General features: G+C 45.4%; 14 protein-coding genes. 9 read left to right on the plus strand and 5 right to left on the minus strand.

Going from position 1 to position 14402, the window contains the following annotated elements; genetic code table 11:
• Positions 1 to 3: 3 nt before the first annotated feature.
• Positions 4 to 1611, plus strand: coding sequence for a glycoside hydrolase family 3 protein (locus tag FHS17_RS17015; protein WP_167279638.1), 1608 nt, complete (start codon positions 4 to 6; stop codon positions 1609 to 1611).
• 221 nt (positions 1612 to 1832) lie between these two features.
• Complete coding sequence (locus tag FHS17_RS17020; protein ID WP_167279639.1) at positions 1833 to 2804, plus strand: aldo/keto reductase; 972 nt, start codon at positions 1833 to 1835, stop codon at positions 2802 to 2804.
• Positions 2805 to 2882: 78 nt separating this feature from the next.
• Here FHS17_RS17020 and FHS17_RS17025 read toward each other — a convergent pair whose 3' ends face one another.
• The 3 genes from FHS17_RS17025 to yfbR all read right to left on the minus strand — a co-directional run bounded on the left by FHS17_RS17025 (position 2883) and on the right by yfbR (position 4505).
• A complete protein-coding gene (locus FHS17_RS17025; RefSeq protein ID WP_167279640.1) occupies positions 2883 to 3314 on the minus strand; it encodes an NUDIX hydrolase in 432 nt (143 codons plus the stop codon).
• Positions 3315 to 3626: 312 nt separating this feature from the next.
• Positions 3627 to 3890, minus strand: coding sequence for a hypothetical protein (locus FHS17_RS17030; RefSeq protein ID WP_167279641.1), 264 nt, complete (start codon positions 3888 to 3890; stop codon positions 3627 to 3629).
• Between the two features lie 18 nt (positions 3891 to 3908).
• A complete protein-coding gene (yfbR, locus tag FHS17_RS17035; protein WP_167279642.1) occupies positions 3909 to 4505 on the minus strand; it encodes a 5'-deoxynucleotidase in 597 nt (198 codons plus the stop codon).
• Between the two features lie 405 nt (positions 4506 to 4910).
• On the opposite strand from yfbR, the gene FHS17_RS17040 reads away from it, so the two are divergent.
• The 6 genes from FHS17_RS17040 (at position 4911) to FHS17_RS17065 (ending at position 11598) form a co-directional block, all read left to right on the plus strand.
• Positions 4911 to 5609, plus strand: a complete 699-nt coding sequence (locus FHS17_RS17040) for a Na-translocating system protein MpsC family protein (RefSeq protein WP_167279643.1) — start codon at positions 4911 to 4913, stop codon at positions 5607 to 5609.
• A gap of 124 nt (positions 5610 to 5733) precedes the next feature.
• Positions 5734 to 6429: a Na-translocating system protein MpsC family protein gene (locus FHS17_RS17045; protein WP_167279644.1), complete on the plus strand. Its 696-nt coding sequence runs from the start codon at positions 5734 to 5736 to the stop codon at positions 6427 to 6429.
• A gap of 111 nt (positions 6430 to 6540) precedes the next feature.
• A complete protein-coding gene (locus FHS17_RS17050) occupies positions 6541 to 7938 on the plus strand; it encodes a PAS domain-containing sensor histidine kinase (RefSeq protein ID WP_167279645.1) in 1398 nt (465 codons plus the stop codon).
• A gap of 67 nt (positions 7939 to 8005) precedes the next feature.
• Entirely contained in the window at positions 8006 to 8968 is a 963-nt protein-coding gene (locus tag FHS17_RS17055; protein WP_341805844.1) for a bile acid:sodium symporter family protein, read from the plus strand.
• Positions 8969 to 9009: 41 nt separating this feature from the next.
• Positions 9010 to 10785 carry a two-component system histidine kinase PnpS gene (pnpS, locus tag FHS17_RS17060; protein WP_167280049.1) on the plus strand — a complete coding sequence of 592 codons (1776 nt, stop codon included), beginning with the start codon at positions 9010 to 9012 and terminating at the stop codon, positions 10783 to 10785.
• A 93-nt stretch (positions 10786 to 10878) separates the two neighbouring features.
• Positions 10879 to 11598, plus strand: coding sequence for a response regulator transcription factor (locus tag FHS17_RS17065; protein ID WP_167279646.1), 720 nt, complete (start codon positions 10879 to 10881; stop codon positions 11596 to 11598).
• Positions 11599 to 11721: 123 nt separating this feature from the next.
• Here FHS17_RS17065 and FHS17_RS17070 read toward each other — a convergent pair whose 3' ends face one another.
• A complete protein-coding gene (locus tag FHS17_RS17070) occupies positions 11722 to 12588 on the minus strand; it encodes a helix-turn-helix domain-containing protein (RefSeq protein WP_167279647.1) in 867 nt (288 codons plus the stop codon).
• 152 nt (positions 12589 to 12740) lie between these two features.
• Here FHS17_RS17070 and FHS17_RS17075 point away from each other — a divergent pair, with 152 nt between their 5' ends.
• Complete coding sequence (locus tag FHS17_RS17075) at positions 12741 to 13715, plus strand: 2-hydroxyacid dehydrogenase (protein ID WP_167279648.1); 975 nt, start codon at positions 12741 to 12743, stop codon at positions 13713 to 13715.
• Between the two features lie 125 nt (positions 13716 to 13840).
• Here the strand turns inward: FHS17_RS17075 and FHS17_RS17080 are convergent, their stop codons facing one another.
• Complete coding sequence (locus FHS17_RS17080; RefSeq protein ID WP_167279649.1) at positions 13841 to 14389, minus strand: pyridoxamine 5'-phosphate oxidase family protein; 549 nt, start codon at positions 14387 to 14389, stop codon at positions 13841 to 13843.
• Positions 14390 to 14402: the final 13 nt, after the last annotated feature.

Below are 14402 nucleotides of genomic sequence, written 5' to 3' on the forward strand. Positions count from 1 at the left end.
GGAATGGGAGAGTTGTCTTGGAACAGCTGGACGCTGCGGGAGAAGGTTGGTCAGCTGTTTGTGTTTGGGTTTCATGGGTATGAACCAACCGAGCAGATTACTTCTTTAATTGAAACATACGGCATTGGAGGAACCATCTATTTTGGACGTAATGTTCAGAATGCAAGGCAGGTTCATCAATTGTCCAGCTCACTGAAGGATATTGCCAGCCGTGCAGGCAGACCTAATGTACTAGTTGCCATTGACCAGGAGGGCGGCATGGTTGCCCGTATTGTAGATGGCGTGACGTTGATGCCTGGTAATATGGCTCTTGGTGCAACAGGTTCGGCAGAAGGTGCGGGTGAAACGGCTCGTGTATGCGGTGAAGAGCTCCGTCTGCTTGGCGTCACGATGAACTATGCGCCGTGCCTTGATGTAAATAATAATCCGGATAATCCCGTTATTAATGTTCGTTCTTATGGTGATCGTCCGCAACTGGTTGGAGAGCTGGGGAAAGCGGCGCTGCTTGGTTATCAAGCATCCAAAGTAGCTGCAACCGTTAAGCATTTCCCGGGCCACGGGGATACATCGGTTGATTCGCATCATGCTTTGCCGGTGCTGCCTCATAGTCGTGAACGGTTAGACGCCATTGAACTGGCACCCTTCCGTGCTGCAATTGAAGCGGGAACAGCTGCTATTATGACCGCACATGTCTGCTTGCCTGCACTTGATCCATCGGGAAAACCGTCGACGTTGTCGCAGCCGGTATTAACAGGTTTGCTTCGTGAAGAGCTGGGCTACACAGGGGTTATCGTGACGGACTGTCTCGAAATGGACGCCATCGATCAGTATTATGGTCCTGAGAAAGGTGCAGTACTTGCACTTCAAGCTGGGGCGGACATGGTGCTAGTCTGTCATACGTATGAGAAACAGGTCGCAGCGCTTGAAGCTGTTGTTGCAGCAGTTGAAAGCGGCGAGCTGACAGAGGCTCGTATCGATGAATCATTAACCCGGGTAATGCAGCTGAAGCAGGACTATGAAGTGGATGCAGCGCTGGGTTCGTGGGAAGAAGTAGAGTCTGCCATTGGGACTGCTGCGAATAAAGCTGTTGCTCGGCAGTGGAGCGAAGCCTCTGCGACGCTTGTGAAGAACGAAGGTGCTCTGTTGCCGCTTCGCCGTGAGGGCCGTACTTTGGTATTATGGCCGGATATTAAGCCAGTTTCAGTTGCGGATGAGATGTTATCTGGTGACGGAACATTGGGTGATTATTTGGCAGTGCGGCTTGATCAGGTAGAAGAGCGCTCTATGAATGGAACTGATCCACTGGCTGATCTGGAATCGTTCGAGCATATTGTAGTCGTCACCTATGATGCGACAAAACATCCAATCGAAGCGGATATTGCTCGTCAAGTTATTGCCAAAGCTGGTGACCGTACGGTTGCGGTTTCGGTCCGTAACCCGCTTGATTTGAACGTGTATCCTAATGCAAAGGCTTTTCTGGCTGTGTACGAATGCCGTCCGCTGGCGCTTGAATCAGCTGCTAAAGTGTTAACGGGAGAGCTTAAGCCAACAGGAAGTTTACCGCTGGAGCTATCCGCGCAATATCCGTTTGGCTGGAACGTAACGTTATAATACGAAATGCCTCTGATGGTAAGGACTGACCATTCAGAGGCGTTTTTTTATAGGCGGTTTATGTCCGGTAAGACGAGTATGTAATGTCGCATTTTCATAGTATCATGGAGGGAACTAAGTGAAAATCTTTTCCCTTCTTATTTTAAGCCAAGGCTCTAAGGTATAATGAACTGCAACTTATGTGCATCAATGGCTGCAAATTTATCTCAGGGGTGATATTCGTGGAATACCGGGTATTAGGACGTTCAGGTTTGCGGGTAAGTGAGGTCAGCTTAGGCTGCTGGGCAATAGGTGGTCCATCATGGCGGGATGGGGATCCAGTAGGCTGGTCGGGTAATGATGATAACGAGTCTCTTGCAGGTTTGCGCCGAGCTCATGAGCTTGGTATTAATCATTTGGATACAGCGGATGTATATGGCGACGGTCATTCAGAGAGAGTAATCGGACAATTTCTGAAGGATGTTCCACGTGAGTCTGTGGTCGTTGCTTCGAAGGTAGGATGGTTCAGAGGGACAGCACCTAATGCAATGCAGCCCGTACATATCCGTCATCAATTGGAGCAGACACTGACGAATTTAGGTACAGATCATGTAGATCTTTTTTATTTTCATAATACGAATTTTGGACCAAATGACCTCTATCTGGAAGAAGCAGCTGATACGATGCGCGAGCTTCAGAAAGAAGGCAAGGTTCGAGTGATTGGCCAGTCGGCCTACAGTTATGCGGATTTTATGCGGGTATGCCCGGTAACAAGGCCGGATGTTCTGCAGTTCCATTATAATGCCTTCGGCAATGAGTTCGATAAGCCGGGAACACAGCTGTTCCAATGGGCAGAACAAGAAAATTTGGGTATAGTGTTGTTTGGCCCTCTTGCACAAGGATTGCTGCTGGATAAATTCGATCCGGAGAATCCTCCTCAATTTGGTGAGGGAGATATTCGCTCGACGAATCAATCGTATTCCAAAGAGCGCTTGCTCGAAATTAGGAGACAGCTTCAGCCGTTGAAGGAGCACTTTGGCCACGAAACACAGGATCTGGTACGAGCGGCTATTCAATATGCGTTGGCACAATCCCCTAATGCATGTGTTATTCCTGGGTTTAAAAATATTCGTCAGGTAGAATCCAATGCCAGTGCTGCTGGCAGTCCGCTGACTGCACAAGAAGTCGAACTAATCAAACAATCGATTCGATAAAATGTACTGAAATAAATAGCCCCCAGAAGGGATGCTCATGGCGAGCAACCTTTCTTCGGGGCTTTTATGTCGTATCTATTATTCCAACCATTGCCGTGAGATCGTTGTATGGAAAATTGACTCCCGATGAGGATTCAGTGCATCTAGAATGCGATTATAGGTGAAGTCTTTCATCGGTCTTGGAAGATCATTGAGGGCATAGTAGCCGAGATCTAATATTTCATCTGAGCTTGGCTTTGGCTGCTGACCATCTCTAATCGTTGCGAGAAACACAAAATGATGCATGTCATACTCTGAATCGTAGTAAACGCCGGTTAATGCTCCAATATCAACTTGTACGCCAATTTCCTCCAGCACTTCTCTCGCTGCGGTTCCTTCAGCCGATTCATTAGACTCCGATTTTCCGCCGGGCAAATCCCAGTTATTCCTGCCGTAACTGTGCTTAACCAGTAGTACTTTGCCTTCTTCGTTTACTATAACGGCTGCCGCGCCCATTAACTTGTTCGACAAGATAATGCCTCCTTAAATGACGTTTCCAATTGGATGATAAATCCATACAAAAATGGTATTCGGTAAATTAAACCGTTATCCTGCAAAAGAGATAAAGGACCGTCAACTCAAATGAGTTAACCGGTCCTTTGTTTTTACAAATAACTATGACGTACCTTTAATTTTTGATACCGAATAATCCTGGAAGATCGTTCAGGAATCGGCCGATTGGTTCGGCCGCATACTCATTCCACGGTGCATCGAAGCAGCCGTACCCAAATACCAAATGCACATGGCCAGCCTGAACGGCTGGAAGCTTAAGCCACGCCTCACTTATCGAGAGTTGATGCCAACGAGCTTCAGCGGCTGATCCCCGTTCGATATGATCTCGAGGTCTTTTCTAATAATGAAAAAAGTATATTTCGTGAGAATGCCATCATGTATTTCGAAGCGGGTCGATACATAGTAACCCCATAGCAAGAAAAAGACGATAGCTGCCCAAAAAAAGTGATTGTGATAATAAAGTCCAAGAACGAATACGAGGAGTATGACTCCAAATATAAAGAGGGTACTGCCTTTAGCTCTTCTAAATGTCATGGTTGTCTGCCTTTCCGCTTACGACAGCTCATCTAATGTCATTCCCAAGCTTGGCGCCATATTAGCAAGGAACCAATCGGTTTCCGGCAAGCCGAGTCCCTCGAGGGAAGCTTGGATCTGTCCTTTGGCGACGAGAAATTCGCGGTTGCCGGTGGACACCTCGGTCAAGCATTTCAAATAAGCATCCAGCAGGTCAGCGGCTTTCACAATCTTATGGAGCTGCTGCTCCTCTTCGGACAGCGTCCCGTCTGGTTTCCCGAGCAAGGGAGCGTAGGCAGACTGTAGGGGCTCAGGCACCATCCCAAGCATTCGCTCTGCGGCCATCGCTTCAATCTCGCGGAAGCTCGCTAGCATTTTCGGATTATGATGCTTAACTGGAGTTGGGATATCACCGGTGAATACTTCCGTAGCATCGTGAAATAAAGCTATCGTAACCGCACGATCAGCATTGTAGCTGCGGCCAAAGAAGCTGTTGCCAATCTCGCACAGCATGTGGGCGAGCAGCGAAACATGGAAGGAATGCTCCGCTACAGTCTCCTTGGTCGTGTTGCGCATCAAGCTCCAGCGTTCAATATATTTCAACCGGTACATATAAGCGAAAAAATGACTTTCCATTCGATTCGAAGCTCCTCTCCATTACGTATCTTTCCATTTGCTTATTTTACTATATCCTACCATATATGAGCTATACCACGGTTCGTTAGAGTAGGGATCAAATCACAGGTGAGGCAGCACAGATCGTGAATGGTCAGCAGTAGGAAAAAGGTCCTATAAATTTCCTATAAATTAATTCTTGTTTAAATGTATAAAAATTATTAGAATGATGAAAGGGTGAAGGAAATAAAGCTTTTGCCTTATACTAAGATGCTTCTGACTAACGACTAATTCGGCATTAATGAACCAGAGATGGAGCTGGACATAAGCCTAAATAAGAGTTGTTCACAACAACTTTTATTTAGGCTATTTTTATTTCTATTTCTACTTACTATTAAATAACTGCAGCTACTGAGGATGGGATTTTTGGACAAGAATGAAAAACAAATTCAAAGTGAAATTGCGAGTCATATTGGAAGATTACTGCGTGAATCTTTTGGAAAAGGACCGCAATCAATTTATGTGAATATCAGCCGCCCGTTTATTGTGATATATCTTAGGAACTTCTTATCGCCAACAGAGAAGATCCTGCTTCAGCAAGATCAGGTTGATTCTGTTCGACATACAAGAGACTTAGTGATGAAGTCGTTAATACCGGAGATAAAAGCTTATTTGCTGCTAGCGGAAATGAACATTCGGGAATTTTATTATGACTGGGGATTCGATAACTATTCTGGCATCCTTGTTGGAATGGAATCAGACCGGCATTCCTTACTTTATAGTCCACAAGAGTGGTATGCCGGGAAAGAGGAACTGCACGGTGAAATGGAGAAGATCAGTCAGCAAATTCAAAAAAAACCGGAAGAAATTCGCTCCTATCTAATTAATGAAAGGACACTTCTAGTTGTCAGAACGGGGATGTTGATTAGCCTAGGCAAGGAATTGATCCGGCTAGGGTTTGAAGAAAGCTTGAAGCTGGCGGAACACAATCTGGAGAGAAGACATCTATTTAATAACAATCAACTTCAGAAAATATTTCAATCGCGAATTTCGGATATTTTTATGGACTGGAATTTTCATTTGGATAAAAGCGTGACCGTGTTTATTCTGAATCCAAGTAAATAGGAAATGGATATAATTTCCCAATCCGTGCATAATAAGTTTCGATTGTTTTATTCCAACTAAATAATTACAATAAATTTGGGGCGAAAGAAATAATGCTTTTGCCTGAACCTAAGGATGAAAAATCTTGGATAAACAGGCTGCTCAATCCGAAATAGCGAGCTATGTTGGCCGATTGTTAAGAGAGTCGTTTGGGAAAGGTCCACAATCGATTTTTGTCAGCATTAATCGACCCTTTGTAGTCCTTTATTTAAGAAGCTTCTTATCACCAACCGAGAAGATTCTTCTTGATCAAGGTCAAATCTACACCATTCAGTCGACTAGGGACTTGTTAATGAAGTCATTAATCCCTGAAATCAAAGCTTATCTGCTAGTGCTAGCAGGTATGAATATTCAGGAATTTTATTATGATTGGGGACTTCATAATCAGTCAGGGATTATGGTCGGTATTGAAGCTTCCGAAGAATATGGACAGTCCCGTCTGGAATCCGTGTATACAGGGAAAGAGCAGCTTGAATTAGAGGTTAATACAATCAGTCAACAGGTCGAGAAATGGCCGAGCGAATTGTATTCTTGTTTGATTAATGAAAGAACCCTGCTGGTTATTCGGATTGGAATTCTGATTAGCATTGAGAAAGAGCTGATTCGAATTGGTCATGAAGAAAGCTTAAGACTCGCTAAACGTAATCTTGAAAAGAGTCATCTGCATAATAATGGCCGTTTCCAGGAGTCTCTGAATGCAAAGGTAATTGATCTGTTTGTCGACTGGGATTTTCATCTGGATAAAAGTGTGATTGTGTTCATCTTACATCCAGGTCAATAAGTGGCGGCAATGAACCAGAGAGATCGCTGGGCATAAGCCTAAGTAAAAGCTGTGAATGCAGCTCTTATTTAGGCTTTTTTTTATGGTTACTTCGCGAAATGAGGGGGATATATGGTCCATTATTGTGAACAGAATGAGATTCTCGATCGAATCACGGATGCTGTCTTTGCACTTAATGACTCCTGGGAATTTACTTATATTAACGAAGCAGCACTACGATTAATGCCATATAAAAGGGAAGAACTCCTTGGTGAAAAAATATGGAGTATATTTCCGAGTACGGTTCAATCTACTTACTATGAACAGTATCATAAAGCGATGAACGATCAGATTCGGGTTGAATTTGATGCCTACTATCCACCACTAGCTTCTTGGTTTGAGATAAGAGTCTATCCATCCCCTAGCGGTCTTTCCATCTATATACATGATATTACGCAGAATAAAGGACTGTCCTTACAAAAGGAACAGCACTATGAGTCGCTATTCAAATATAATCCTGATGCTGTATTTGCCTTTGATACGGATGGCAATTATCTTCGGGTGAATCCAGCCATGGAGCAGCTGTTAGGATATAGTGCGGATGAGTTTTTAGGTATGTCTTATACTCCTTTGATACCTAAGGATGAACTGGAGAAGACAAAGGAGCATTTTCGAAAAGCAGCCAAGGGGATTACGCAGCATTATGAAACGAAGGCTTACCACAAAAACGGTCACATTATTGATGTTAAAGTAACCAATATGCCGATCATCATTAATAATGAAGTGGTGGGGGTATATGGAGTGGCCAAAGATATTACACAGGATAACCAACATAAGATGATGCTGTTACAAGCGGAAAAACTGACTGCAGTCGGGCAGCTCGCAGCTTCCATTGCTCATGAAATAAGAAATCCTCTTACTTCGTTAAAAGGGTTTATCTATCTTATCGAGCACGGAAGAAGCAAAAGCTATATAGAGATCATGAAGGATGAGCTGAAAAGAATTGAACTTATTACAAGTGAACTTCTTTATTTGGCCAAGCCACAAGCTCAGGAGTTTAAAAGAGAACACATAGGCCCGATTATTCAGGATGTTATTTTACTCTTGGGCTCACAGGCTTTGATACATAAGGTGGAAATCAATTACTCACAACTAGGTGACCTGCCTTCCGTACATTGTGTGGGGTCACAATTAAAGCAGGTGTTTATTAATCTTATCAAAAATGCCATGGAGGCTATGCCAGTTGGCGGGGAAATTAAGATTAAAGCCGCAAGCCTAGATGAGGATAATATTACGATCGATGTTATAGATCAAGGCCAAGGGATTCCTGAGGAGCTCATTTCCAAAATTGGATCGCCCTTTTATACAACCAAAGAAACGGGAACAGGTCTTGGCATGATGGCTACTCAACAAATCATTCATTCTCATGGGGGTACGTTGGAAATAACGAGCCGGGAAGGTCAAGGGACAACTATTCATATTACATTACCGGCAGATTTCTCCCATCCTGACGATGCGCTTACTCCATAAATAAGATATGATAAGGGGTAATTGACCATAATAAGTAAATGAGGGATGGCTTACGAGAGAATTTGGATTGAAATTCAACCAAAATTTCGAGCGGTGGATGTTTCTAATTATCCCGGGATCTCTTGTCCTGGGTTTTCTTTTTGCTGATCAGCTTCAGCCGATGGTTGACGCTGTTCCCTATTTGTTTGCCTACGTTACATTGACGATGGCGATTGGCTGCGGCATTCGTCAATTGGGCGAAGCGGTACGAAAGCCTGGCGTGCTGTTATGGACACTAATTCTGGCGCATTTGATCTCGCCATTAATTGCTTATGGAATAGGCAGCCTTATCTTCGGCGCAGCTTCCCCTTATGTTGTTGGACTTGTTTTATTTACGATTATTCCGCTTGGGGTATCGACTGTATTGTGGGTAGGGATGTCGGGTGGCAGCGTGCCGCTTATGTTGGCAATGGTTGTACTCGATTCTGCGTTAAGTCCATTTGTTGTACCGTTTGGCATTCATCTCTTCTTTAATACTTCAGTTGATATTGCGATTGGGCCGATTATGTTCGACTTGTTCGTCATTGTTGTACTTCCGACCATATGTGGAGTTGTTCTGTATGAGTCAAGCAAAGGGCGTATTCAAGACCGGGTCAAGCCAGTGGCGGCGCCAATCTCCAAGCTCTGTTTCGTAGCCGTGGTTGCCCTGAATGCCTCAGCAATTGCGCCATATGTCGATCAATTGAAAAGGGATATGGTGAAGCTTGTTCCTCTTGTTATTGTACTGGTAGGTGCCTGCTATGCAATCGGATACTTCGGAACAGCGAGACACAGCCGCAAGGATGTTCAAGTCACTGTCTCTTATGCAACGGGAATGCGCAATATTTCGCTTGGTATCGTGCTTGCACTTGGCTACTTCAGCCCTCTGGCGGCTGTGCCGGTCGTCCTGTCGATCCTTGTACAGCAGCCACTTGCGACAGTGCATCATTTTGTTTTACAAAAACTTAACAAAAACAAGACTAGCGATGCGTCGCATGCGCATGTACGATAAAACGAGTGACTATTAGGCAAGAGGAGATGAACGATTTGGCCATGAACAGCTTTCGCAATCGGCTTACTTTTACAATGATCATTATACTTGCGCTGTCCGTTACAGCTGCAGGTCTCTTCATGGCGAAGACGTTTAAAGATAATCATATTAACGCGCTGGAAGACAATATGGTACGTGAGATGCATATCATATTGGCCAAGACGGAATGGAAGCAGGGTGATAAAGCTTCGTTATTTCCGTACTTTACGAAAGAAGCAGAAAGCCTTCGAGACTTTACAGGTTCGAGGGTAACCTTTATTGCCGGTGATGGCACGGTGCTTGGTGATTCAGACCATGCTCCGGATACAATGGACAATCACAGCAAGCGGATTGAGGTGCAGGAAGCCCACAAAAAAGGGGTAGGTCGAGCTGTTCGGTCCAGTGCTACTCTGAAGGAAGATTTATTGTATGTAGCTATACCAACGAATGCTTCCGATCCGAACTCGAATGTCATCCGTCTTGCGATGAGCTTGAAGGAAGTGGATCAGAGCATCTATAAGCTGTGGACGGTGCTTATTATTGGGCTCCTTATTCTGTTTATCCTTGCTGCAATTGTCAGCTACCGTATTGCCTTAAGCTTGACCCGCCCGCTGGAGCAAATTACGAAGGTGGCGCAGCGAATCAAGCAGCTTGATTATAAAGCAAGGGTGAAAATTGAGAAGCACGATGAGGTTGGCGAGCTTGGTCATGCGATTAACGCCATGGCGGAGAGCCTCGAAGTTCAAATGACCCGAATTCGGCAAAATGAAAGCCAGCTGGAGAGCGTCCTCGATAACATGATCAATGGAGTTATGATGATTGATCCTAGCGGACGTATTCTGCTTATGAGCCGCCGTGCGGAAGAAATTTTAGGTTTCTCGGCACGTGAGCTGGTTGGCCGCAATTATGCGGAGGCGAAGCAGCAATATGAGCTGTCCCAGCTTATTCAAGAGGCACTTAGCAGTCGCGAACATATCCGTGAGGAGATTACGTTCTACTTCCCGGAAGAACGCCTGCTGGAGCTTAACCTTGTTCCGATCCATGGAGAAAATAATGAATTCAGCGGTCTGCTGCTTGTTCTTCAGGACGTTACTGCGATCCGTAGACTCGAGAGAATGCGCAGTGAGTTTGTCGCGAATGTCTCGCATGAGCTGAAAACTCCAATTGCAGCTGTCAAAGGTTTTGCCGAGACACTGCTTAGTGGAGCGGTAAACGATGAAGAGACAGCGCGTTCCTTCCTGCAGATTATTTTTGACGAGAGTGACCGTTTGAACCGACTTATTGGCGATATTCTGGCCCTTTCCAAGATTGAATCCAAGCGCGTTCCGATGTATTTCTCGCCAGTAGAGCTGGATTCCTTCATGATGAAGACAATCACGATGCTGGAGACAGAGGCAGCTCGGAAATCGATCATTCTGGATCTGCAGATCGAGCAAGGACTTTATGTCGAAGCAGACGAGGACCGTTTACGACAAATTATGATGAATGTTGTAGCAAATGGTATAAACTATACACCAGAGGGTGGCAAAGTCTCGGTTCATATTGCGAGTATCGATGAGGATCATATCCGAATTAAGATCAGCGACACGGGTATTGGCATTCCGAAAAAAGATTTACCGCGTATTTTTGAACGATTCTACCGGGTGGATAAAGCAAGGTCGCGCAGTTCAGGCGGCACCGGCTTAGGCTTGTCTATTGTGAAGCATTTGGTTGAGCTGCATAAAGGAACAATATCGGTAACGAGTGAGGTTGGCCTTGGTTCGACCTTCATTATCGAGCTGCCAGTTCTTCAGCAATAATCTGCCTAACTTAAAAGTTTACCCATTCTTCATGAAATCGTGATAAAATAAGGTAGAAAAATTGTGTCTAGGCTGGACAGGCTGGAGGTTATCATGTCGCATAAAGTATTGGTTATTGAAGATGAACCGACATTAGCTCGGCTTTTGTCGTATAATCTGACGCAAGAAGGTTATGCAACGACGGTTATTGATCATGGGGCAACGGGGCTGCAGACAGCTTTACAACGCACCTTCGATTTGATTATTTTAGACATCATGCTTCCAGGCTTAAATGGATTTGAAATATTAACACGTCTCCGTCAGAACGGCGTGAAGACGCCTATTATTATATTGACGGCACGTAATGCAGAGGAAGAAGTCGTTCAAGGGCTGAAGCATGGCGCTGATGACTATATTACGAAGCCGTTTGGTGTGGCCGAGCTGCTCGCACGTGTATCAGCAGTACTACGCAGGACTCAGTCGGATGATGTTGTGCCAATTGAAACATCGGAGAAGGTCATCACAGCTGGAGATTTATCGATTTATCCAGAGAAATACGAAGTGATTCTGAATGGCGAGACTGTTCCGCTTCGTCCGAAGGAGTTCGAAGTACTGCTATACCTGGTGCAGCGTCCGGGAATGGTTATTACACGCGATGACTTGATGAATGTTGTTTGGGGCTTTGATTACATCGGGGGACAACGTACGGTAGACGTTCATGTCAGCTCGCTTCGTAAAAAGCTTGAATTAGGCCAGACGGTTCAGATCGAATCGATTCGTGGTGTTGGATATAAACTTGTAATGTCGAAAAAACTCGTCACACCCAAGGGATAAGGGGGACGAGTTTTTTTGTTTAATTCTAAGAATTTATATGTTTATCCTATAAATATGGCTTAGAATTCTCCGGAATGAAACGCGCCTCTCCGCATAAGGACGGAGAAGTCGTTTCACCTTGGCTCATTGCCGGTTCCAATCGAGCATTTTACGTTGGAACTGCTTTGGCGAGCAGTCATTATATTTTTTGAACATTTTATAGAAATGGGCCATATTTGGCATTCCGATTCGTTCGCCAACCGCGGTAATACTAAGATCCTTGGTCAGCAGTATGCGCTCTGCCCATTTGATTTTCCGGTAATTAACGAATTCAGTGAAGGACATGCCAATCGTCTTCTTGAAAAACTTCACGAAGTAGTAGTAGCTCATATTGGCGATTTTGCATACTTCCTCAACTTGAATGCGGTCAGTCAGCCGATTCTCCACATAGTCGAGTACAGGCTTGAGACGGACACGGTCGAAGTCATCCTGTTCCGCAAGTGCCTTTCGATGATCGTTGCGCAGCAGCGCAAGCAGGATTTGCTTGATCAAGACGCTAACGGCAAGCTCATAACCGGTTTCTTTGCGTTCTGCCTCATGATGCAGCTGACGGATGAAGTCACCAATCTGCTTCTTCACAGCGCTGTTCTCTTGGAAAATATAATTAGCCTGGCTGAGCGGATTCTCCGTCTCGGAGAAATATCTCATATAGGCAATTGTGCTCTGATCAAAAAATGGCTCGAGTTCAAATTGCAAAACGATGTAATCCAGATGCCCGGCGCTTCGGTCGCGATGCAGCTGAGAGGCTCCGATTATAATAACGTCGCCTGCTTCAAGATGATAGCTTTCTTCTTCCACATCAACTTCAAGCTTGCCTTTCATAATATATAGCAGCTCAAGCTGCCGGTGATAATGCCAGTTAGTCAGGTCGTCATCCTTTCGAATCGGCTGCCAGACCCGCAAGGATAACAAAGGGTTCTCATAGACAACTTTCTCGTTAAACGGTTCCACCCTTGCTAGTCCCACCTTACGCTGTAGTTTGATTCTGCACGAGTCCAAGTCATATGCAGCCTACTTTATTGTAGTGGGCTTCTGACTTAAAGGCAACCATTCGCCTTGGGACATGTGTATAATAGAAATAGAATTCGAGGGGAGATGATGGCATGCGGCCAAAAGTATACATATCAGCGAAAGTTTCCGATCAGGTAAAAGATTACCTCGATCAATATTGCGATTGCGAAATGTGGCAGGATCAGGAGAAGGCGATTACTGGCCAGCAGCTCGCCGAGAAAATCGGTGATGTAGAAGGGCTGCTTGCAGCCGGCAACGCAATCAGTGAGCGATTGCTCAGCGCAGCTCCAAAGCTTAGAGCGGTCAGCAATATATCCGTTGGATATAACCATAATGATCTTGAAGCGATGAAGAAGCGTAATATTATTGGTACCCATACACCATATGTTCTTGATGATACGGTAGCTGATCTTGCATTGGCGCTTATGCTGGCAGCTGCAAGAAGAGTAACCGAGCTTCATAATCTGGTGCGTACCGGGGGCTGGCAGCGCGGCATCGGGGAGCAGTTGTTTGGCATGGATGTACATCATGCAAAGCTGGGTATTATCGGGATGGGCCGGATTGGCGAGAAAATAGCGAAGCGTGCGAAGTTTGGCTTTGATATGGAAGTTTCCTACTATAACCGCAGCCGTAAGGTGGAGGTTGAGGAGCAGCTTGGCGTTAACTACCTACCGCTGAATGATCTGCTTGAACAGTCGGACTTTATCGTGCTGATGACGCCGCTTACGCCAGAGACGAAGCATCTCATTGGTGCGGAGCAATTTAACCGCATGAAACGGAGCGCGATCTTCATTAACGTATCACGTGGTGAGACGGTTGATGAAGCGGCGTTAATTGAAGCTCTTAGCAGCAAGCGGATTTTTGGTGCGGGGCTGGATGTTTACGAGAAGGAACCAGTCAGCGCGGACAATCCGCTATTGCAGCTGGATAATGTCGTGACACTGCCGCATATCGGCTCGGCAACAAAGAAAACAAGGGACGATATGGCAATGGTAGCCGCCCGCAATCTGGTGGATGCGTTGTACGGTAGAGAGCCGCAGTACGTCATTCCGGAATTGAAAAAATAACAGTCAGGCGCCTCTGCATATTGCGGAGGCGCCTTTTAATTTATTTCGCTCGTCTTGAATCGTTTGGCCTAGGCCGAACGGTTCAGTTGAGGTCTTGCTGAATCGTTCGTCCAGGGCCGAAAAAATCAGGGACGATCCCCCTGACTTTTTCGGCCTACATGAAACATTTTCGCCTCATTCACTTCGCTTTCTTTCGCGGAGATGGAGCTTGAGACCAGCTTGAAGACAGAGGTCTTGCTTCCCATGGAGGAGACGTATCTCTCCAGATGACTCTTGGCTAGCGGGCGATCGAAATAGCCGGGAACATATTTGTTCAGCATCTCCTGCATAGCGGCAGTTGCTTCATCCCAATCCGTTACTTTGATAACAGTGCCATAGATGATTGCACTCATATAAGCCGTATCGACATGAGCGGGAGTTGGATCGGAGATCGTACCGTATTCTTCACTAACTGTGAAACAAGCTTCGGGGTTTTCAGCGATCATATTGATCTTCCTGCCTTCAGACGCGCCGTGGAAATAAACGGCTTCATCCATCCATACGAAGTTAAGAGGAACGACGTATGGCACATTGCCCGAGGCGAGGCCGAGAAATCCGGTGCGTGCTTGCTCCAAGAATTGTTGGATTTTGTGAGGATCCGTACAGGCTCTTTTTTGTAATCGAATAGGAAACATCTTGACCACTCAC

Source organism: Paenibacillus lupini, assembly GCF_011761355.1.
Lineage (GTDB): Bacteria > Bacillota > Bacilli > Paenibacillales > Paenibacillaceae > Pristimantibacillus > Pristimantibacillus lupini.

Coding starts and splice junctions, on each gene's coding strand:
- FHS17_RS17015 (WP_167279638.1), top strand. CDS start 4: ATGGGAGAGTTGTCTTGGAACAGCTGGACGCTGCGGGAGAAGGTTGGT.
- FHS17_RS17030 (WP_167279641.1), bottom strand. CDS start 3,890: ATGACATTTAGAAGAGCTAAAGGCAGTACCCTCTTTATATTTGGAGTC.
- yfbR (WP_167279642.1), bottom strand. CDS start 4,505: ATGGAAAGTCATTTTTTCGCTTATATGTACCGGTTGAAATATATTGAA.
- FHS17_RS17050 (WP_167279645.1), top strand. CDS start 6,541: ATGGTCCATTATTGTGAACAGAATGAGATTCTCGATCGAATCACGGAT.
- pnpS (WP_167280049.1), top strand. CDS start 9,010: ATGAACAGCTTTCGCAATCGGCTTACTTTTACAATGATCATTATACTT.
- FHS17_RS17065 (WP_167279646.1), top strand. CDS start 10,879: ATGTCGCATAAAGTATTGGTTATTGAAGATGAACCGACATTAGCTCGG.
- FHS17_RS17075 (WP_167279648.1), top strand. CDS start 12,741: ATGCGGCCAAAAGTATACATATCAGCGAAAGTTTCCGATCAGGTAAAA.
- FHS17_RS17080 (WP_167279649.1), bottom strand. CDS start 14,389: ATGTTTCCTATTCGATTACAAAAAAGAGCCTGTACGGATCCTCACAAA.